The following is a 19,474-nucleotide window of genomic DNA, read 5'->3' on the forward strand; positions in this document are numbered from 1 at the left end:
GAGTCTCCTTCGCCCCGCCTGCGGGGAGAAGGTGGCCGGTAGGCCGGATGAGGGGCGATCGCTTGCTCTAAGGCCGGGAGGCGCTCGTCATCAGATTTCAGTGACGGAGGTGATGATCCGCGAAACGAGCCCGTAGGCCTTCGCTTCGTCCGCTCCGAGCCAGTAGTCGCGATCGGTGTCCTTGGCGATCTTTTCGACCGGCTGGCCGGTCGCTTCCGAGAAGATTCGGTTGAGGCGCTCGTTCATCTTGATAATTTCCCGCGCCTGGATCTCGATGTCGGAGGCCATGCCGCGCGTACCGCCGGACGGTTGATGCAGGAGGAAGCGGGTGTTCGGCAGGCACAGGCGGCGCTCTTTCGGGGCCCCGACATAGATCAGTGCGCCGGCGGAAGCGACCCAGCCAGTGCCGATCGTCCAGACCTTGGGTTTCACGAACTTGATCATGTCGTGAATGCTGTCGCCCGATTCCACATGGCCGCCCGGCGAATTGATGAAGATGCGAATATCCTCATCGCTGGCCGAGGCCAATGCCACGAGCTGCGAGCAGACCTTCAGCGCCAGCTCCTGGGTGACCGTTCCGTAGATGAAAATCGAACGCGACTTGAAAAGGTTCGCCTCCGTTTCCTTGCCGAGCGGCAATTCGGTCTTCTTCTCTTCCTGGTCGTCGTCGTTCATCCGCATTCTCCGGACTCCTCATGAAATGTCTCAAAGTCAGATAATGCGACTCGACAGCGAAAACAATGCAATGAAATAGGCGAAGCTGGCTCCGCCCAGCCGGTGCTGCTGCGGTGGGAAATGCGCGAGGGACGACAAATGCTGTATGGACAGGGCGCAAAAGCCCAATAAGATCAGCGCGTCAGCAATGGTGCGGTCCCTGGTAGAGCCGCGCCCCGCTGACATGAATTTCAGACAGGCGGGCTACCTCCCAGGCCTGCCGACCAGTGGGGACCCGAATGAAGAAACAGATCCTTATCGCCGCCGCCGCGCTTGTTGCCTCCGCCGCACCCGCTTTTGCCCACCTCGATCCGACGCTGCACGGCTCGCTGACGGCCGGTCTGTTGCACCCGTTTTTCGGCGCCGACCATGTCCTTGCGATGCTCGCCGTCGGCCTCTGGGCCGGCGAGATCGGCGGACGGGCACGCTGGGCGGTACCCGCAACCTTCGTCGCGACCATGGCCGTCGGCTTTGCGCTTGCGGTAATCGGCGTCGGCCTACTCTTTGTCGAACCGACGATCCTCGCCTCCGTGATTGCTCTTGGCCTGATGGTGGCGATCGCCGTCCGGCTCTGCGCTGCGAAAGCCGCGGCCATTGTCGCAATCTTTGCGCTGTTCCACGGTCATGCGCATGGGGGAGAGCTTGGTGCGGCCAGCGCCTGGTCCTTTGCCGCGGGCTTCATCATCGCGACCGCCCTCCTCCACGTCGCCGGTATGGTCTTCGGCATGGCGCTCGCCAGGCGCTCGGGCGGCGCCTGCCTCGCCCGCCTGCTCGGCGGAATTACCGCGCTTGCCGGTGCAGCCCTGATGCTCGGATGAGCAAATGAAGAGCGAAGGGGCGGGTCCATGCCCGGCCGTTCGGGAAAATGGCTGAATGAATGCTGGTGATCCGCCCTGCACTCCCCGAGGAGATCGGCACCCTTGCCGCAATCGGCCTTTCAGCCTGGCTGAAGGGGATAGCGCCACTCGTGACCGAGACGGTGGCGACCAGGATTGCCGCAACCAATCCTTTCCTGCCGTTTCTGCAAGAACTGGGGCCACGCGTGGTGGTGGCCGAGATCGGCGGCGCAGCCGCGGGGATCGGTGCATGCGAGTGCAACGACAATACGATCAGCGATATCTGGATCGCGCCGGCCTTCGAAGGGCGCGGCGCCGGATCGGCCCTGATCGGAGCGCTCGAAGCGCAGATCGCCGGCCGAGGATATGCGGAGGCGCATATTCAGGTTGCCGTCCGGAACGAGCGGGCGCTCCAGCTCTATCGCCATCTCGGCTATCGTGAAACCTGGCGGAAGGTGCTGTTCGACCCCATCCTTGAGACCGATCTTGAAAAGGTCGGTCTCTCCAAGCTTCTCTGATCGGTGCGCCTGTTCGGGCGCGCGTCACCCGCGGCCGCGATAGGTCGGCACGCCTTGGTCCGGCAGCCAAACGCCTCCAGGGGGATTGCCGGTCTGCCAGAAGACGTCGATCGGGATGCCGCCGCGCGGGTACCAATAGGCGCCGATCCTGAGCCATTTCGGCGAAAGCAGCGATACCAGCCGCTTGGCGATTTCCATGGTACAATCCTCATGGAAGGCGCCGTGATTGCGGAAAGAATGCAGGAACAGTTTCAGCGACTTCGACTCGACCAGCCAGCCATCCGGCACATAGTCGATGACGATGTGCGCGAAGTCCGGCTGTCCCGTCATCGGGCAGAGCGACGTGAACTCCGGCGCGGTGAAGCGGACGACGAAATCCGTGCCGGCGTGGCCGCTCGGCACCCTTTCCAGTTCGGCCTCTTCCGGGCTTTGCGGCAGATCTACTTTCGCGCCGAGTTGCGAAAGTCCTGATACGTCCGTCTTCGTCATTTCCGTCATGCTCCAATCTGTGATCGAGACGCTGGATGGGGCGCACCGCCCACTCTTCTCCTTAATGCCCCTGAATGATGCCTAACCTATCAGGCGGCAATTCATAGTGCGACAGCATTGCACGTCCAGTCAGCCGCGCGGTCCCGTGGTCTTGACGCGCACGCCGTGCGCCTTCTCGCCCTCCGGCTCGACGTGAATGGCGATCCGCGCCCCCGGGTGAACGACACGGATCGCATCCTCGATGCGATCGCATATATCATGGGCTTCGCCAACCGGCATCGCCTCCGGCACCACCATGTGAAAATCCACGAAGGTCGCCGGGCCCGCCTGCCGCGTCTTTAAGTCGTGAACGCCGAGCGAGCCCTCGGCATTGTCCGCGATGGCCCGCTTGATCGCCTCCTCTTCCTGCGCCGGCACGGCCCTGTCCATCAGCCCGTCGATCGAGCGCGAGATGACCTTCCAGCCCTGCCAGAGGATATTGCCGGCGACGACCACCGCAAGCAGCGGATCGAGGATCGCGTAACCGGTGGCAAGTGCCAGGAGAAGGCCGACAAGCACGCCCGCCGAGGTCACGACATCCGACACGATATGGTGACCATCGGCGCTGAGCGCCGGCGAGCGATGGCGCCTGCCCGCCCGGATCAACAGATAGGCCCAGGCGGCGTTGATCACGCCGGCACCGAAATTGATCGCAAGACCGAGTGCGGGCGCATCCAGCATGGAGGGCGCCATCATCTCCGGCACAGCCTCCCAGATGATCAGGAGCGCCGCGACGACGATCAGCACGCCTTCGATGACCGCGGAAAAATACTCCGCCTTGTGGTGGCCGAACGGGTGTGTCGCATCCGCCGGCTTCGCGGCATAGCCGATCATCATATAGGCGATCACCGCAGCGATGACGTTGACGGTGGATTCCAGTCCGTCCGAGAGAAGAGCCACCGAGTCCGTCACCCACCAGGCGAGCATCTTCAGCCCCATGACGCCAAGAGAAAGCGGCATGCCCCAGAAGGCGAGCCTCAGGACTGTTCGGTTGTCGGGCGCGGTCATCTCATTCCTCTGCAGATGCAAACGAGTTGCAAATGCATGCCTATTCAAACGCAAAACCGCCCGCGCGGGTTTTCGCGCAGGCGGGTCGTCGTCACCATGGGCGATTTCGGACGGATTGTCAAAGGGCGGTCACCGCCCGCGCGCCTCTGCCGCAGGTAGTCGAAATGTGTCGCCCTAGGCCGCCTTGATCTTCGCGCGCTTGGCCAGATGCGCCACCACGTTTTCGATCATCCGCATGCCGGCGTCACCGCCGAGCGTCATGATCGATTCGGGGTGAAACTGCACCGCGGCCACGGGTTCCTTCATGTGCTCGATGCCCATGATCGTGCCGTCCTCACTCTCGGCCGTTATCGTGAACTCACGCGGCAGGCTCGATGGGTCGGCGAAGATAGAATGGTAGCGTCCGACCGTCACCTCGCGGCCGAGGCCGGAAAAGACGATGCCCGGTTCCAACACCCGAATGCGCGAGGGCTTGCCATGCATTGGGATCGCCAATTGCCGAAGGTCTCCGCCATAAGCTTCCGCCAGCGCCTGCAGGCCGAGGCAGACGCCGAAAATCGGCAACTCGCGCGCCCGCGCCTTCTTGATCGTCGCCTTGCAGTCGAAGTCCTTCGGGCTGCCGGGGCCGGGCGAAAGCACGACGAGGTCCGGCTTGACCCGATCGAAGATCTCCTCGGCGACCGGCGTGCGCACCGTCGTGACGGTAGCACCGGTCTGGCGGAAATAATTGGCCAGCGTGTGGACGAAGCTGTCCTCGTGGTCGACGAGCAGGATGTTGACCCCGGCGCCGACCGGGGCCACGTCGCGCGCGGCCTTGGCGCTGTTGGTGGATTTCGCATCGCGAATGGCGGCAATCATGGCGGAGGCCTTCAGTTCGGTTTCGGCTTCTTCCTCTTCGGGGCTGGAATCATAAAGCAGCGTCGCGCCCGCCCGCACCTCGGCAATCCCGTCCTTGATCCGGATCGTGCGCAGCGTCAGGCCGGTGTTCATGTCGCCATTGAAGCCGACCATGCCGATCGCGCCGCCATACCAGGCGCGCGGGCTCTTCTCGTGGCTCTCGATGAAGCGCATCGCCCAGAGCTTAGGCGCCCCGGTCACGGTCACCGCCCAGGCATGGCTCAGAAAGCCGTCGAAGGCGTCCATATCGTCGCGCAGGCGCCCCTCGATATGATCGACCGTGTGGATCAGCCGCGAATACATCTCGATCTGACGGCGGCCGATCACCTTCACCGATCCCGGCACGCAGACGCGGCTCTTGTCGTTGCGATCCACATCCGAGCACATGGTGAGCTCGGACTCGTCCTTCTTCGAGTTCAGGAGCTTGAGGATCTGCTCGCTGTCGGCAATCGGATCGTCGCCGCGCTTGATTGTCCCGGAAATCGGGCAGGTCTCGATGCGGCGGCCAGACACACGCACGAACATCTCCGGCGAGGCACCGACGAGATATTCCTGGTTTCCGAGGTTGATGAAAAAGGAATAAGGCGACGGATTGATCGCCTTCAGCCGGTTGGAGATTTCCGAAGGGCGGCTTTCGCAGCGCTCGTAGAACTTCTGCCCCGGAACCACTTCGAAAAGATCGCCGCGGCGGAAGCTCTCCTTCGCCTTGACGACAAGCTCGGCATATTCGCCCGGCCGATGGTCCCCGTGCGGCGGAATGCTGTCGACGATGCGGAACGGTTCCGGCGCGATGTCGGCCGCCTTGCCTTCGGTCGAAAGTCCACCTCCCGCAAAGTCATAGCGGTCGATCCAGGCCCTTGCCGCATAGTGATCTACGACGAGGATCTCATCGGGCAGGAAGAGGACCATGTCGCGCTGGTCCTGCGGCCGCTCAAGCTTGAGTTCGATCGAGTCGAACTGGAAGGCGAGATCGTAGCCGAAGGCGCCATAGAGGCCGAGGCTCGCATCCTCTTCCGAATGGAAGAGGTTGGTCACCGCGCGGAGCACGGTGAAGACGGTTGGCATCTTCGAGCGTTCTTCCTCGGTGAAAACGCGGTCGGGCTCGTCGATGGTAACGTCGAGACGGCGCGCGGTCCGGTCCCCGAGCGTGATGTCGACCACGGACTTCAGGTGCTCGGCGACAAGCGCCAGCAGCACTTCGCCGCGCTCATTATAGGCTTCGATCCAGAGCGAACGGCCGAACGAAGAAATGGCAAGCGGCGGATCGACGACGGCAGTGTCCCAGCGGGTGTAACGGCCGGGATATTCGTAGTTGGAGGAGAACACAGCGCCGCGTCTCTCGTCGAGCCTCTCGACATAGCCGGCGATCGCGTCCGTATAGGAGGCTTCGCGCCGCCTGCGGGTGACGACGATGCCGCCCCGGGTGGTGTAGCTTTCCGCGCCGTCTTCCAGAATTACCGTTGCCATTCGTCTCGCTCCGTCAAAGCCCGGTCTTTCCACGCGGCCCGAATACGAAAAAGCCGCCTCGAAATCTCCGGGCGGCTTCATGTCTCAATCACGCATGACTGGTCAAGGCCGCTTCAGCGGACCCACCACCAGACCGAAATGTTGCGTGCGGTTGCCATGGGCGAAACTGTTAGCCTGCCTTTGGACGGCGTGCAAGCGGGAAAAGCATTGGTTGAATAGAACGGCCACCGCCGGACCGTCCAGCCTTCCGGACCTCAGAAGCGCTGACCAGAGAGTCCCGGAAGGTGCGTCTCGGCTCGGAATGATATTGCGACGGCTGCGAGTATACCCCTCTCCTCAGTTTCAGCACATTTTGACGGAGGATTGTTCCCTTGCGCTCGGCACGTTCGACCGCGACGCGAACGGAAGGTCCCCGCATGCGCCACGCCGGACTCATATTGCTCTGCTCCTTGATCGCCTGCGGCGCGACCCTGCCTCAGCAGGGGCCGGTGCCAGCGGAGAAACCCGAAAACAGCAGTAAGCCGACTCCGGCGCCGAAACCTGCGGCGCCGACCGACAATGACAGTTCCGCAACCGGGAAGACCGAGTCCGGCCGCGACTTGCCTGCCGGCTGGAAGGACGATGCCATTGACGCCGTGCCGCCGGTGATCGTCGAAATCGAGAAGGAAGATGAAGGTGCCTACCGAGCCTGCCTCGCCGCGCTTCGCACCCTCGGCGCCTCATTCACCGAAGGCGCGCGCATCGACGACGGCAAGGGTTGCGGCATCGACAAGCCGATCGAAGTCAACGAAATTCTGCCGGGCACGTCGCTGAAGCCGGAGGGCACGATGCGCTGCGAAACGGCGCTGGCGCTTGCCCGTTGGACCAGGGAGACCGCGGCTCCGGCCGCGAAGGTCGCCTTCGGCCCGGATGCGGCCATCGGGAGCCTCAATCAGGCCTCTTCCTACGTCTGCCGTCTCAGGAAAAACGGCAGCACCGGCAAGATATCCGAACACGCGCGTGGCAACGCCATCGATATTGCCTCCATCACACTGAAGGATGGCAAAACGATCGACATCCAGCCGCGCGACGACGACGGTACGCTAACCGGCGCCTTTCAGCGCGCCATCACCGCCACCGCCTGCCTCTATTTCACCACCGTGCTCGATCCCGGCAGCGATGCGGCGCACGAGACGCATCTGCATTTCGACGTCATCGAACGGAAGAACGGTTATCGGTATTGCCGTTGACAATATTGCATCAGCGACGAATCTCCCCTCAGCCGCCCCCACTCTCGTACCCGAGCGCGACGAATTCGCCGGAAAAGCATCCCGCGACCTCTCCTTCGCCCATGAGCTCGGCCGTGACCGTCAGTCGCGCGCGGCCGTGCCGCTCCAGGAGGCGCATGAACCCCGGCCATTGATCCGGGTCTTCAAGGCTCGAGCGCGCCGAAAAGCCGCCGGCGACGGGCTTCAGGTAATCCATGCGGTTGCTCTGGATCACCAACCGGCTGTTGACGCCGCTCAACCGCAGCCGCAGATGGAGGAGCGACCAGGCGGCGAGGATCGACAGCGCCGAGGCGCTGCCGCCGAAGACCGTTTCGCGATGGTTGATGTTCGGTGCGAGCGGTGCCTGAAGAACCACATGCCCCCACTCCAGCGCCGCCACCTCGACCTGCATGGCGGCGGAGAGCGGAATATGGGCATGGAGGTATTCCCGCAGTTCCGAGGGTGTCATAATGCCTCCTATGGTTGGCCACGGACCAGTGGCCGGGCAGAACTCACCTCTACCGCATCGGCCCGAAAATCGTACCCGATTTTCGGAAAGCTCGATGCGCAGATTCAAAGCGTTACAGCGTCCTTTGCGCGTCTGAAAGCGTCTGAAAGACTCGCGGCGCTGCAATCGGGAGCCGAGCTACGGCACGTTGCGGCCTCTTTTCGCGCAAACCTCGCCGCGCCCGATTGAAACCTCTCCCAACCGCCACGATCTAATGGCGGCCAAGCATTTTTCTGCAAGCACAAACCTATCGAGGAACATCCATGCCGCTCCCCATGTACGCACTCATCGTCCCCGCCTTCACCCGCGGCTTTACGGCCCTCGACGGACTTCTGGGCAAGGCCGAAGCGTTCGCCACCGAGAGGGGCATGCCGCTCGCGGAGCTCTTCGACGCGCGGCTCGCGCCGGACATGCTGCCGCTCGCTGGCCAGATTCAGCGGGCGAGCGACACGGCGAAGAACGCGATCGGGCGGTTGACGACGCTCGAGGCGCCACGCCTTCCCGATGACGAACAGGATTTCGCGGCACTGCACGAGCGGATCGCCAGGACGATGGCCTTTATCGAGACCGTGAAACCCGAGCATCTCGACGGCAGCGAGACCCGTGAGGTGACGCTCAGCTTCCCCAACCTCAAGGTGACGTTCAGCGGCGGCGATTACCTCCTGCAGTTCGTGCTGCCGAACTTCTATTTCCACGTCACCACCACCTACGACATCCTGCGCCACAAAGGCGTACCGATCGGCAAGGCGGACTTCATCGGCCACCTCGGCTAGCCCGCATTTCTCACACTCCTTGCGCCTTGCGTTGGATTTTGGCGAGTTGGATGCAGGCGAAAGCCGCGAAAAGCGTAGCCCGTCCTACGGTTGAGCGGCTTTCGCCCGGAGGCAGCCGCCATAATCCAACCCTGCGGGCCGGTTGAAAATGGCGACTGTGTGCGTCGCATGACTTGCCCGATGAGCCACATCGGGCTGCACCATTCTCCTACCCTGTCCCCATTTTGAACCGGCGCAGGGCACAAGGAGTGTGAGAATGCGGGCTAGGCCAGGATCTACGGCGCAGCGCGTCTTTTCAGACGCGCAAAGGTCCAAGGTCGCTGTAACTCTTTGAATCTGCGCATCGAGCTTTCCGAAACTCGGGTACGATTCTCGGGCCGATGCGTTAAAACAGCCCTTCGATGTAGCCAGCTTCGTTGAGGCGGATCCTCTCGGACGAGGGCACTTTCGGCAGGCCCGGCATTGTCATGATCTCGCCGGTGATGACGACGATGAAGCCGGCGCCTGCCGCGAGCCGCACCTCGCGGATCGGCACCGCATGCCCGCTCGGTGCGCCGCGCAGGTTGGGGTCGGTGGAAAAGGAATATTGCGTTTTGGCCATGCAGATCGGCAGATGGCCATAGCCCTGGTCTTCCCAGGTCCGGAGCTGCTCGCGCACCAGCTTGTCGGCGATGACCTCGCTCGCATGGTAGATATCCTTGGCGATGGTCTCGATCTTCTGGAAGAGCGGCATTTCATCTGGATAGAGCGGCGAGAACTGCGAATGGCCGGCATTGGCGAGTTCGACGACCTTCAAGGCCAGATCCTCGATGCCAGCTGAGCCTTCGGCCCAGTGCTTGCAGAGCACCGCCTCGGACCCGAGCGTCCTCACATAGTCCTTGATCGCCTGGATCTCTGCTTCCGTGTCGGTCGTGAAATGGTTGATCGCGACCAGTGCCGGAACGCCGAATTTCTTGACGTTCTGCACGTGCCGCCCGAGATTGGCGCACCCCTTCTTCAAGGCCTCGACATTCTCCTTGCCGAGATCTTCCCTCCTCACCCCGCCATTCATCTTGATCGCCCTGACGGTTGCGACGATCACTGCGGCGTCCGGCTTGAGTCCGGCCTTGCGGCACTTGATGTCGAAGAATTTTTCCGCTCCGAGATCGGCCCCGAAGCCCGCTTCCGTCACGACGTAATCGGCGAGCTTCAGCGCGGTTGTCGTCGCCACCACCGAGTTGCAGCCATGGGCGATATTGGCAAAAGGGCCGCCATGGACGAAAGCCGGATTGTTCTCGAGCGTCTGCACCAGGTTCGGCTGCATGGCGTCCTTGAGCAGCACGGCCATGGCGCCGTCCGCCTTGATCTCGCGGGCGAAAATCGGGCTCTTGTCGCGCCGGTAGCCGATGATGATGTTGCCGAGGCGTCTTTCGAGGTCCCGGATGTCCGTCGCCAGACACAGGATCGCCATGACTTCGGAGGCGACGGTGATGTCGAAACCCGTCTCGCGTGGATAGCCATTGGCAACACCGCCAAGCGCGCCGACGATCTGGCGCAGCGCCCGGTCGTTCATGTCCATCACCCGCCGCCAGGCAACGCGGCGGGTATCGATCGCCTGTTCGTTGCCCCAATAGATGTGATTGTCGATCAGCGCAGCGAGCAGGTTGTGCGCCGAGGTGATGGCGTGAAAATCGCCCGTGAAATGTAGATTGATGTCCTCCATAGGCACCACCTGGGCATAGCCGCCGCCGGCGGCACCGCCCTTGATGCCGAAGCAGGGGCCGAGCGAAGCTTCGCGGATGCAGACGATTGCCTTCTTGCCAATACGGCTCAGACCGTCGCCAAGCCCGACGGTGGTCGTCGTCTTGCCCTCACCCGCCGGGGTCGGGTTGATCGCCGTCACAAGGATTAGCCGCCCGTTCTTCCTTTCTTTCTGCGCGGCGATGAACTCCGCGCTCACCTTCGCCTTGTCGTGCCCATAGGGAAGCAGGTGCTCCGGCGGAATGCCGAGCTTCGCACCGATTTCCATGATCGGCTTCTTCGTCGCGGCGCGCGCGATCTCGATGTCGGATTTGACGTGCCCCATGGCTCCCCCTCAATTTGTGTTCGCACGGCTCGCGCATTCAACCTCCTCCGCCGAATGCGCTTGCGTTTGCTTGTTCTTACGCTGACATGAAGTCCGTCAGCGGGCAAGAATGTCGCGCATTTCCACGAGATTGGACCGAACACGGAGAATGTAGAAACCCATGGTTGCGAGGTGCGTCGGCATGATCCAGCCGTCCTCGCGGCCATTCGAGATGATCAGCGGTTGGATACGCAGCGCGGCGCGAAGCTGCTTCATCGTTTCCGTATAGATCGGCGTCAGCCCCCGCTGCGTGACGACATTCTCGAAATCGGCGCCCGCCGCCGACAGGATGCCGTAATAGCCGTAGAGTTGGCCGAATGAGAACCAGAAGCGGTCGTCCGCCCGCGTGTCGAACCAGCCGCCATTGTGCAACTCGGAGCGCTCGCGAATGATCGCCGACGTATTGCCGAGGTCGCTCGCGATGCGATCCAGGAATTCGACCAGATTGTCCGACCGCCCATCGAAGACCGCATCGCACTTGCCGAGAGATACATTGAACTTCCTGAGGTCGCGCATGGCGGCGCGATAGAAGCTGGGAGTCGGTGTTTTCGGGCCGAACGGGCTGATGCCGAAATACCAGGTCTCCTCGTCGAACTGGATATTGCCGCGCGCGCTCTGCAGGTCGTTGTTGATTCCGGAAGTGCCGCGGACGCGGCCGAGCGAGTCGACCAGTTCCACGGCCGTGCGCCGCACCGCCTGATTGATGCCTCGCTGGAACGATGCCTTGTTGTCGAGCCAGGGCGTATCGTCCCAGTCGAGCCCGAAAAAGCCGAGCTTGTAGGCAAGCATCGAGGATATCCAGGCGTTCTGGTTGACATTGAAGTCGATGAGATCGGCTGCAACATCGACGATTGCGGAGTGCTGGCAGGCGGTCCCGGCGGGCAGCTGCGCGACGGCCAGCGATTCAGGCGTCGAGGTCCCTGCATCGAGCGCTGCCCGGTTGGCGGGGGTCACATCGGCCGATTGCCCGGTCGTCGTCGCCCCCGGACCACTGACCGGCGAGCCGGCCGGTGTCTTGCGTTCGGCGAGCTTGTAGCGGTCGACGTAATCCGGATCGAAATTGGTCCAGGCCTGCGTCTGCCAGATGAAATAGCCGTAGAAGAGGACAAGGGCGAGCAGGATGAGCGCGATTGGCCCTTTGATGATCCAACTTCTTCCGCGGTACCAGTTGCCAAGCGCGACGAAGGGCCAGGCGAGCCACGCCACTACCAACCCGATGCCCCGGCCGATCGCCGTGAAGACACGCTGAAAGAACGCAACGATCGGATCGAACATCTTCTATTCCTCTTTGAGACCGTAGAGCTTGTGGCGGAAGGCGGCCTTGTCCTTGAGATATGTGCCCGTCAACGTCGCAACAACATATTCCCGAAACTTTTCGCTGTAGCCTTCATAAGCGCTGTAGAAGCCCTGCTTGTCGAAAACGAAGCGCGAGACGAAATCGCGCGGGACGAGTTGTGAAACGAGGCGGTTGACGAGCCACTGGTCCGGGTGATCGGGCGCGGCCCTTACCAGCAGGAAGCGATGTGCCGGGGCGATTTCCTGCATTTTGACCGTGCCGGTCGCGGCGATCGCCCGCGACATTTCCTGCAGGAAAGGATAGATGCCGTCCCGCGCTACCAGCGCGGCATTGCGGTGAATCCACGTCTGCAGCCAGATTCGATCGGCATTGACCAGGTCGGCGTCCGGATCGGCCTCGTTGATCAGCCCGCGAACGGCCACGTCCGCCCGGTGCTGGAACAGGCCGGAGTGCTCCACCCAGGAGGCCTGCGGCAATTGCAGCCGGTTCGTCGCAGCCAGGAAATCGTAGATGCGCGCATGATCGGAGATCGCGATATAACTCACCTGCCAGGGCCGCGAGCGACGAAAGCCCGGCGCCGACGGATCGCAGATCACCGTCGTCGTCTTCGCGTCCAGGAAGACATAGACGCCGCCGAAGTGGTTCGCCCAGAAGGCCTGGTGGCGGAAGATGAGTTGGTCGGGCACCAGTGCATTCTGCCGGATGTCGCCGGTCGTCTGCGCCAGTTCCACCATCCGCCCGAGCATCGCGTCGTCCGCCCAGGCGTTCGGCACCTTCTTCAAACGGTCGATGAGCTCGCGAAGTTCGGCCGCCTTGCCGAGCATGCCTTCGGCCGAGAGCACCCGGAACCGCACCTCGTTGATCGACAAGAGATCGTCGATGTCCTTGACGACGGAGACCGTATCCTCGATCTCTCCATAGAGAGCGTCCTTGATCGTCACCGCGTGGATTGCACGGCTGTTTGCATTGAAGAATTCGTGCATCAACGCCGCAGTGTTGGAAAAGCTCGTGTGCACCACCGGCAGCTCCCCCTGCGCCGGCGTCAGGATGATGAAGCGCCGGTTCACCCGATTGGGATCGAGATAATCCTGGTCCCCCAATTCATAGGCAATCTCCGGCGAGAAGCCGGTCATGTCGATGCTGAAGCGCGGAAGCGCCGTCGGCCTGAGGCCGAAGCCTTCGAGCGCCTTGTTGTAGCGCGCAATAAGGTGCGGCTCGGAAATATCGAGCAGCCGCCCGTAAATGAGCTCGGCTTCCAGGAGGCGCTTCATTGTGGAACGCTCCGCAAGACGCGGACGTCCCGTTCGCTGACCAATGCCGCCATCAACTCTGCCACCTGCCGGCGCGCTTCATTGCCTCGATCTCGTGGATCGCCTTCTCGCGCTGGCGTTCGCGGCGAATGATGTCGGCGATCGCTGCGTCGTCGGTTTTGTCAGTGTATCGGAATTCGCTGTCGGCATAGCGGTTGATTTCCTGCAGCACCATGTCGATGGTGATCGGGCCGCGGAGATCCTCGATCATTGCCCTCTTCTCCTCATAGGATTTGTGCATGAAGGAGGCCGCATCCTCGAACCAGTCGTCCGGCAGTTCGACATCCATCGCCCGCATCTTGATCGCGTCGGTGATGTTCCTGATGGCGCGGCCGGTGAAGCGGGGTTCGGCCTCCTTTATCCGATGCAGATAGGCACCGACATCGGCAAGCGTGGCGACCTTGCCCCTTTCCTTCTCAAAACGTTCCCAGACGGCGACGAGCCCATCCTCCTGCGGCCGCGAATGCGCCGCATAAGATTGCGTGACGGCCCGCTTGATTTCCTGGCCGGCATAGAGCTCGTGCTCTCCCAACGGGATCTGATGGTTGTTGCCGACGAGCAGCGCAAAAATGTCGATGTAGTCCGCCTCCGTCTGCGGCCCGTCGACCAGCCAGCGCGCACCGGCCCGCTGACGCAGCGCATCGTCGACATTCTCCGGATGGTTCGAAAACATGCCGAAGGTGCAATTGCCGCGAATGACGGTCGAGGCGCCGGCGAAGCTCTCCATTAGAACCGCGGTCACCTCATGCTGACCGGCCGAGGCGCGGTCGTCGGAACGCTTCGCCGTCACCTGGTCGACATCGTCGATCGTGCCGAAACCGATCGCGCGCGGGTTCATGACGTTATTGACGAACTCCTTGCAGTTCTGGCCCGATTTGCCCTGGTATGAGGAAATCTGGTCGACACCGAAGTTCTCGTAATGGAGGGCATAGCCGGCGACGCCGCAATAGTCGTGCAGCATGCCGGCAAGCATCTGTATCAGGATCGTCTTGCCGGTGCCCGGCATACCGTCGCCGATGAAGGTGAAGAGGAAGCCGCCGAGTTCGACGAACGGGTTCATCTGCCGGTCGAAGTCATAGGCCACCAGCATTTTGGCAAGCTTCAGCGCCTGATATTTGGCGATGTGGTTGCCGATGATCTCCTCCGGCTTCTTGAAGGTCATCACAAGCGGCTTGCGCTTCTGCCCGGGCGCGACGTCGAAGCCGTTGAGAGTGAAGTCGTCCTGGTCGAGCCGGATGTGCACAGTCTCGAAGTTCTGCAATCCCGTGAAGCGCGCCTTGCGGGCGAGCAATCCGTCGATCGCCACGCGTGAAAAGGCGCGGGTTCGGGCCGTCAGGGCAAGCTCGTCGGGCGCGCCCGCGATGCTGCGGTCGAGCGCCGCCACCATGCTTTTCAAGGCGTCCTGGGGGGTGTCGAAAAGAAAGTCCGGCTCGGCGGCATCGTCGACCGGCTCCCCCTCCCCCTGCAAGGTCGCGCCGAGATAGGCGGCGAGCGTGAAGGCGGCGACATAGGCCGACGCCGCAAGCAGCGCCTTGAACCGCTCCGCATCCTCCCCGGCGAGCGGTGCAGTCGAATTGCGCGCCTGCAACTGTTCGAGACTCGTCTGCCGCGCGAATACGTCGGCAACCGCCAGCGCCACCTGGATGCCGCGGCGGGCGCGGTAGAGCACGGCGTGCTGCGCCGGAGAGAGTAGCGGATCTGCGCCGCGGATCGATTGAACGGTGCGGGCAAGCTCGACCTCCCGCGTGCGGCGCTGGCCGCCCGTCGACACGGTCGAGACGAAGCGGCGCCCGGTACCGGCAAGCGGCGCGCCATTTGGACCATCGACCCGCTCGAGGATGATGAGCTTGGTGACGAGGCTCTGGGCGATCGCCTGGTGCTTGGCAATGTCGTCCTCGTGGAGCGTCGTCAGGCCCGCGTTCAAAGTCATCGCTCAAACCTCGCTCACCACCTGGTTACCGGAAATCACATGTACCTTGTAATCACCGAAAATCCCGGCCGCCTCGCCGGAAGCATAAAGCGCCTGATAGGCGTCATGCGGCACCAGCGCATGCTTCTCATAGGCGCTGACCCCCATGCGGGCGGCCTCGAGATTGTCGGTGTCGATATGGAATTCTTCCTGCGCCGGCGTCGAGGACCAGAAGCCGTGTTTGGCCGGACGCTCCGCCTTGGAATAGACCTCCTGCACCGTCCAGGTCAAAAGCCAGGCATTCTCGGTCTTGCGCACCTTCGAGAGGATTTCGTTGATCTTCGCGCTGTTCTCGGTGATCCCCGCCGAATAGAACGGCCCAAGCACGATGCGCCGAAGCTGCTTCGGATGCAGTTCCGGAAAATCCCTGTCGAGCGTCGTGGCGATCGTTGCCGGCGTCAGCGAATAGGCGCTGTGCTTCGAAGCGAAATCGTCGAAGCGGCTGGCAAGCTCCGGATTGAGCAGTCCGCCGACAGGCAGCGGGATCTCGACGTCGGGATTGAGCTTGCCGTCCCTGGTCACCAGCATTTCGACGATATTTTCCGATGAATCCTCGATCGTCGCCATATAGACCATCGGCAGGGTCTGGCTGCCGTCGAATGCGCCCCAGGACACGACGTAATAGGGCCGCATCGTCTTCGGATTGACAGCAACCCGGATCGTCTCCGGCAGGATGAAGGGCGAGAAGATATCCCCCTGGCCGATCTGCTCGAGATAAAGCCGCTCGGCCATCCGCGATTGCAGCGCATCGGGAAAGGCCTTGTGCCGCAGGATGAAATCCACCATTTCCTCGCGCAGCGCATCGGCAGAGGGAATACTCGCCAGCCGCCTGTCGGCGCTCTGGCGGTCATTCTCGAGTTCCAGCACGTTCTGGAACGTCGGATAGCCGCTCTCCGCACGCGCGATGCGGAACTGCTCGACAAAGCCGATGCGGTTCTCCCAGCAGGTGATCGATGCCTTCAGCCGCGCCAGATAGGGAACAATGACCTCGCCCACCACCGTATTGCGGTAGAGCGGCGAGTTTCGGTCTCCGAGAAACAGCTCCAGCCCCGCCACCGCAGCCCGGATCGAGGTGAAGTATTGCCGGACGGACGAGGATATCGCAACGCTCATCGAACGCCTCCCGCCATCTGCCAAAGGGCGGCCGGAAATCGGATCATCGACGCCTTGCCGATCACTGCTTCACGTAATCTGCGGCATTGTGCTTTTCCATTACGTCCTGGAAGCGGCGGGCAAAGGCGTCGTCGGCGAGTTTCTTGCGCCGCTGGATATCCTGTGTCGCCTGCATGTTCTTCTCATGCATTTCGAGCAGGTCGCCGATGTGGCGCTGGGCCGCGGCGCCGATCCCGGCCATGGTTTCCTCGGCGGCGGTGTCGACCTGGCTGCCGAGCGTGTTGATCTTGTGGGCGACATCCTGCTGCGCCGCGGTCTTCAAGGAATCCTCGAGCGACTTGTAGAGGACGATACGCTGTTCGGTGTCAATCGTCAGCTTGTTGATTAGCGTGTTCTGCGCCGCGATCTGGTTGTTGAGCGAGTCGACGAAGGTCTGGAACATCGCCGTGTAGCGCTCGAGCGTCTGGCTCTCGGCAAGCAGTTCCTGCTCCTTGGCCTGCTTCTCGTTGTATTCGGTCGCGAGCCTGGAGCGCTCCGCCTCAAGGTCGGTGCGGGTCCTCTGGTCGGTCGAGGCGGCGATCCGGTTCTCGATATCGAGCAGCAGCGGATTGAGTTCCTCGATCCTCTTCTGCGTTTCCTCAAGAGTCGTCATCGTACCTTTGCGGCGCTCGATTACCTGGATGAGGCTCTGCTCCGAGGTTTTGTAGCGCTGGTCGAGAATCGACTTCTGATCCTTCAGGATGCCGACGATCATATCGGACTTGGCAAGCAGCTCCTGCAGATTGCCGGCGAGCGACATGTTGCGCACGCGATCGGTACGCATGCGCTGCATCGACTGCTTGGAAAAGATGCCGATGAACTTCTCGTAGCCGGTATAGCTCTTCATGCTCTCGAATTCGGCGCCAAAGACATTGGTCGCGTCTTCGAGGCCGATGATCAGATCGGCGATATTGGCCTCCATCACCTTCTGCTGCTTGATGACGTCCTGGATACGGGCGTTCTCGATGTCGAAATCGACGTCACCGAGCCTGGTGTCGGCCTTGGCGAACTGCTCGAGAACGACGCCGGACTGCTCAAGCTTGCCGCGCATCTCGTCGACGACGCTCTTCGTCTTCTCGATCTCGGTGTCAAAATTCTGAAGAGTCGCCATTTTCCGTCCCCTTGATCCGCACCGACAGACGCACGTCAGCGGCCCAGATTACTCAGCCATCGATTGCACTTATATAAAGGACGTCCGACAGGCGAGGACAAGACGCGGTTGGGCTTTTTTCACCCCTGCATCCGGTCTTCCCAATGGCGGCGGCAATAGGAGACGTATTTCTCGTTGCCGCCGACGTCGACTTGTGCGCCCTCGCGCACGACATTGCCCTTGCCGTCGAGGCGCACGACCATTGTCGCCTTGCGGCCGCAATGGCAGATCGTGCGTACCTCGCGCAGTTCGTCGGCGATCGCGAGCAGCGCCATGGAGCCGGGAAAGAGCTTGCCCTTAAAATCCGTCCTCAAGCCATAGGCCATCACTGGGATGCCGAGACGGTCGGCCACCCTCGCGAGCTGCCAGACCTGGTTCTCGCCGAGAAACTGCGCCTCATCGACGAATATGCAGGCGATCTCGCCGGAACCGTCGCCGTTCATGCGCTCGACAAGGGCGTAGAGATCCTCTGCTCGGCGGAACGGGATCGCCTCCGCGTCGAGCCCGATGCGCGAGGCGATCCGGCCGACGCCGGCGCGATCGTCGAAAGCGGCGATCAGCATCACGACGCGCAGGCCGCGCTCCTGGTAATTGTAGGATGCCTGCAGCAGCAGCGTGCTCTTGCCGGCATAGAGTTTTGCCATGAGCCCCGTCTCCGGAATCGCAAGCCGTTACATGACGAGGCGAAGGGCGGAAGGCCAGAGCGCGGGCGACGCGACCCACAGCTTTTCGCGAGGCGCTGCGGACGGTCCTGGCGCCGGACATGAAATAGCCGCATCGCGCCTTGTTTCGCGGGGATTGCGACATTCCGCGTCGCTCCGTGCATCCCTTCAGCGTATTGAGACAATACACTGCCGTGGGCACCAAGGCCTTGAATTCCGGTCCCATTGGTGTTTGGCTAAACAAGAATGGAAGCAGGGGAACGACTACGATGATAAGAAATCTCACTCTCAAACTCATGCTCGCGGGCAGCGTTTGCGTGGCGGCCCTGACCGCCGGAAACGCTGTCGCGGCGGATCCGGAAAGCTGCAGTCCCGTGCGCTTCTCCGACGTCGGCTGGACGGACATCACCGCGACGACGGCAACGGCCACGACCATCCTGAAGGCGCTCGGTTACGAGACGGATGTGAAGGTGCTCTCGGTTCCGGTTACCTACACGTCGCTGAAGAACAAGGACATCGACGTCTTCCTCGGCAACTGGATGCCGACGATGGAAGGCGATATCGCTCCCTATCGCGAGGATAAGTCGGTCGAGACCGTGCGCGAGAACCTCGAAGGCGCCAAGTACACGCTTGCGACCAACGCAAAGGGCGCGGAACTCGGTATCAAGGACTTCAAGGACATCGCCGCTGAGAAGGATGCGCTCGACAGCAAGATCTATGGCATCGAGCCCGGCAATGACGGTAACCGCCTGATCATCGACATGGTCGAGAAGGACACTTTCGGCCTCAAGGGCTTCGAAGTGGTCGAATCCTCTGAGCAGGGCATGCTGGCGCAGGTCGCCCGCGCCGAGAAGGGTGGCGAGCCGATCGTCTTTCTTGGCTGGGAGCCGCATCCGATGAACGCCAACTTCAAGCTCACCTATCTCTCCGGTGGCGACGACATCTTCGGACCGAACTTCGGCGGAGCCACGGTCTACACCAATGTCCGCGCCGGCTACACCGAGGAATGCCCGAACGTTGGCGCCCTTCTCAAGAATCTCAAATTCACGCTCGAGATGGAAAACGAGATCATGGGCAAGATCCTGGACGACGGCGAAGATCCGGAGAAGGCTGCCTCGGAATGGCTCAAGGCCAATCCCCAGGTCCTCGAGCCATGGCTTGCGGGCGTCACCACCAAGGAGGGCGCCGACGGGCTGGCCGCGGTCAAGTCCGAGCTCGGCCTCTGACGGCCTGACGCCACGCGCCCCGACGACGTGCATAAGGGGACTGACGCGTGCCGCATGTTTCCGGAAGCGGATACATGCGGCAGCAGCCTGCCCTTAGCACGGCGCCAT

General features: G+C 62.2%; 18 protein-coding genes. 5 read left to right on the forward strand and 13 right to left on the reverse strand.

The window, feature by feature from the left end; all coding sequences use genetic code 11:
- Positions 1 to 90: 90 nt before the first annotated feature.
- Complete coding sequence (locus AC4P1R_RS11125; RefSeq protein WP_069458042.1) at positions 91 to 675, reverse strand: ATP-dependent Clp protease proteolytic subunit; 585 nt, start codon at positions 673 to 675, stop codon at positions 91 to 93.
- A 278-nt stretch (positions 676 to 953) separates the two neighbouring features.
- On the opposite strand from AC4P1R_RS11125, the gene AC4P1R_RS11130 reads away from it, so the two are divergent.
- Both AC4P1R_RS11130 and AC4P1R_RS11135 read left to right on the forward strand, forming a co-directional pair.
- Positions 954 to 1,532, forward strand: coding sequence for a HupE/UreJ family protein (locus AC4P1R_RS11130; RefSeq protein WP_492176925.1), 579 nt, complete (start codon positions 954 to 956; stop codon positions 1,530 to 1,532).
- Between the two features lie 59 nt (positions 1,533 to 1,591).
- Positions 1,592 to 2,068 carry a GNAT family N-acetyltransferase gene (locus AC4P1R_RS11135; RefSeq protein ID WP_151611542.1) on the forward strand — a complete coding sequence of 159 codons (477 nt, stop codon included), beginning with the start codon at positions 1,592 to 1,594 and terminating at the stop codon, positions 2,066 to 2,068.
- A 24-nt stretch (positions 2,069 to 2,092) separates the two neighbouring features.
- Here the strand turns inward: AC4P1R_RS11135 and queF are convergent, their stop codons facing one another.
- The 4 genes from queF to trpLE all read right to left on the reverse strand — a co-directional run bounded on the left by queF (position 2,093) and on the right by trpLE (position 6,126).
- Entirely contained in the window at positions 2,093 to 2,557 is a 465-nt protein-coding gene (gene queF, locus AC4P1R_RS11140; RefSeq protein ID WP_069458203.1) for a preQ(1) synthase, read from the reverse strand.
- Between the two features lie 129 nt (positions 2,558 to 2,686).
- Complete coding sequence (locus AC4P1R_RS11145) at positions 2,687 to 3,604, reverse strand: cation diffusion facilitator family transporter (protein ID WP_492176926.1); 918 nt, start codon at positions 3,602 to 3,604, stop codon at positions 2,687 to 2,689.
- A 174-nt stretch (positions 3,605 to 3,778) separates the two neighbouring features.
- A complete protein-coding gene (locus AC4P1R_RS11150) occupies positions 3,779 to 5,968 on the reverse strand; it encodes an anthranilate synthase (protein WP_069458046.1) in 2,190 nt (729 codons plus the stop codon).
- Positions 5,969 to 6,081: 113 nt separating this feature from the next.
- Positions 6,082 to 6,126, reverse strand: a complete 45-nt coding sequence (gene trpLE, locus AC4P1R_RS11155) for a trpE operon leader peptide TrpLE (protein ID WP_178385072.1) — start codon at positions 6,124 to 6,126, stop codon at positions 6,082 to 6,084.
- A gap of 258 nt (positions 6,127 to 6,384) precedes the next feature.
- Here trpLE and AC4P1R_RS11160 point away from each other — a divergent pair, with 258 nt between their 5' ends.
- Positions 6,385 to 7,197: an extensin-like domain-containing protein gene (locus tag AC4P1R_RS11160; protein WP_492176927.1), complete on the forward strand. Its 813-nt coding sequence runs from the start codon at positions 6,385 to 6,387 to the stop codon at positions 7,195 to 7,197.
- 28 nt (positions 7,198 to 7,225) lie between these two features.
- Here AC4P1R_RS11160 and AC4P1R_RS11165 read toward each other — a convergent pair whose 3' ends face one another.
- A complete protein-coding gene (locus tag AC4P1R_RS11165) occupies positions 7,226 to 7,684 on the reverse strand; it encodes a YiiD C-terminal domain-containing protein (protein ID WP_492176928.1) in 459 nt (152 codons plus the stop codon).
- Positions 7,685 to 7,986: 302 nt separating this feature from the next.
- On the opposite strand from AC4P1R_RS11165, the gene AC4P1R_RS11170 reads away from it, so the two are divergent.
- Positions 7,987 to 8,496 (forward strand): DUF1993 domain-containing protein, encoded by a 510-nt coding sequence (locus AC4P1R_RS11170; RefSeq protein WP_069458049.1) that lies wholly within the window; start codon positions 7,987 to 7,989, stop codon positions 8,494 to 8,496.
- A 385-nt stretch (positions 8,497 to 8,881) separates the two neighbouring features.
- Here the strand turns inward: AC4P1R_RS11170 and AC4P1R_RS11175 are convergent, their stop codons facing one another.
- The 7 genes from AC4P1R_RS11175 to AC4P1R_RS11205 all read right to left on the reverse strand — a co-directional run bounded on the left by AC4P1R_RS11175 (position 8,882) and on the right by AC4P1R_RS11205 (position 18,122).
- Positions 8,882 to 10,561 carry a formate--tetrahydrofolate ligase gene (locus tag AC4P1R_RS11175; RefSeq protein WP_492176929.1) on the reverse strand — a complete coding sequence of 560 codons (1,680 nt, stop codon included), beginning with the start codon at positions 10,559 to 10,561 and terminating at the stop codon, positions 8,882 to 8,884.
- A 96-nt stretch (positions 10,562 to 10,657) separates the two neighbouring features.
- Positions 10,658 to 11,875: a DUF2333 family protein gene (locus tag AC4P1R_RS11180; RefSeq protein WP_492176930.1), complete on the reverse strand. Its 1,218-nt coding sequence runs from the start codon at positions 11,873 to 11,875 to the stop codon at positions 10,658 to 10,660.
- Positions 11,876 to 11,878: 3 nt separating this feature from the next.
- The gene (locus AC4P1R_RS11185) at positions 11,879 to 13,168 is read right to left on the reverse strand and encodes a DUF6638 family protein (protein WP_492176931.1); all 1,290 of its coding nucleotides are present in this window, start codon (positions 13,166 to 13,168) and stop codon (positions 11,879 to 11,881) included.
- Positions 13,169 to 13,220: 52 nt separating this feature from the next.
- On the reverse strand, positions 13,221 to 15,137 hold the full coding sequence (locus AC4P1R_RS11190) for an AAA family ATPase (protein ID WP_492176932.1): 1,917 nt from the start codon (positions 15,135 to 15,137) through the stop codon (positions 13,221 to 13,223).
- Positions 15,138 to 15,140: 3 nt separating this feature from the next.
- Positions 15,141 to 16,289: a hypothetical protein gene (locus AC4P1R_RS11195; RefSeq protein ID WP_492176933.1), complete on the reverse strand. Its 1,149-nt coding sequence runs from the start codon at positions 16,287 to 16,289 to the stop codon at positions 15,141 to 15,143.
- A 61-nt stretch (positions 16,290 to 16,350) separates the two neighbouring features.
- On the reverse strand, positions 16,351 to 17,439 hold the full coding sequence (locus AC4P1R_RS11200; RefSeq protein ID WP_492176934.1) for a hypothetical protein: 1,089 nt from the start codon (positions 17,437 to 17,439) through the stop codon (positions 16,351 to 16,353).
- A gap of 119 nt (positions 17,440 to 17,558) precedes the next feature.
- Entirely contained in the window at positions 17,559 to 18,122 is a 564-nt protein-coding gene (locus AC4P1R_RS11205) for a thymidine kinase (RefSeq protein WP_492176935.1), read from the reverse strand.
- 287 nt (positions 18,123 to 18,409) lie between these two features.
- Between AC4P1R_RS11205 and AC4P1R_RS11210 the strand changes: the two genes are divergently transcribed.
- Positions 18,410 to 19,366 carry a choline ABC transporter substrate-binding protein gene (locus AC4P1R_RS11210; protein ID WP_492176936.1) on the forward strand — a complete coding sequence of 319 codons (957 nt, stop codon included), beginning with the start codon at positions 18,410 to 18,412 and terminating at the stop codon, positions 19,364 to 19,366.
- Positions 19,367 to 19,474: the final 108 nt, after the last annotated feature.

Source organism: Sinorhizobium sp. Y406 (assembly GCF_058732025.1).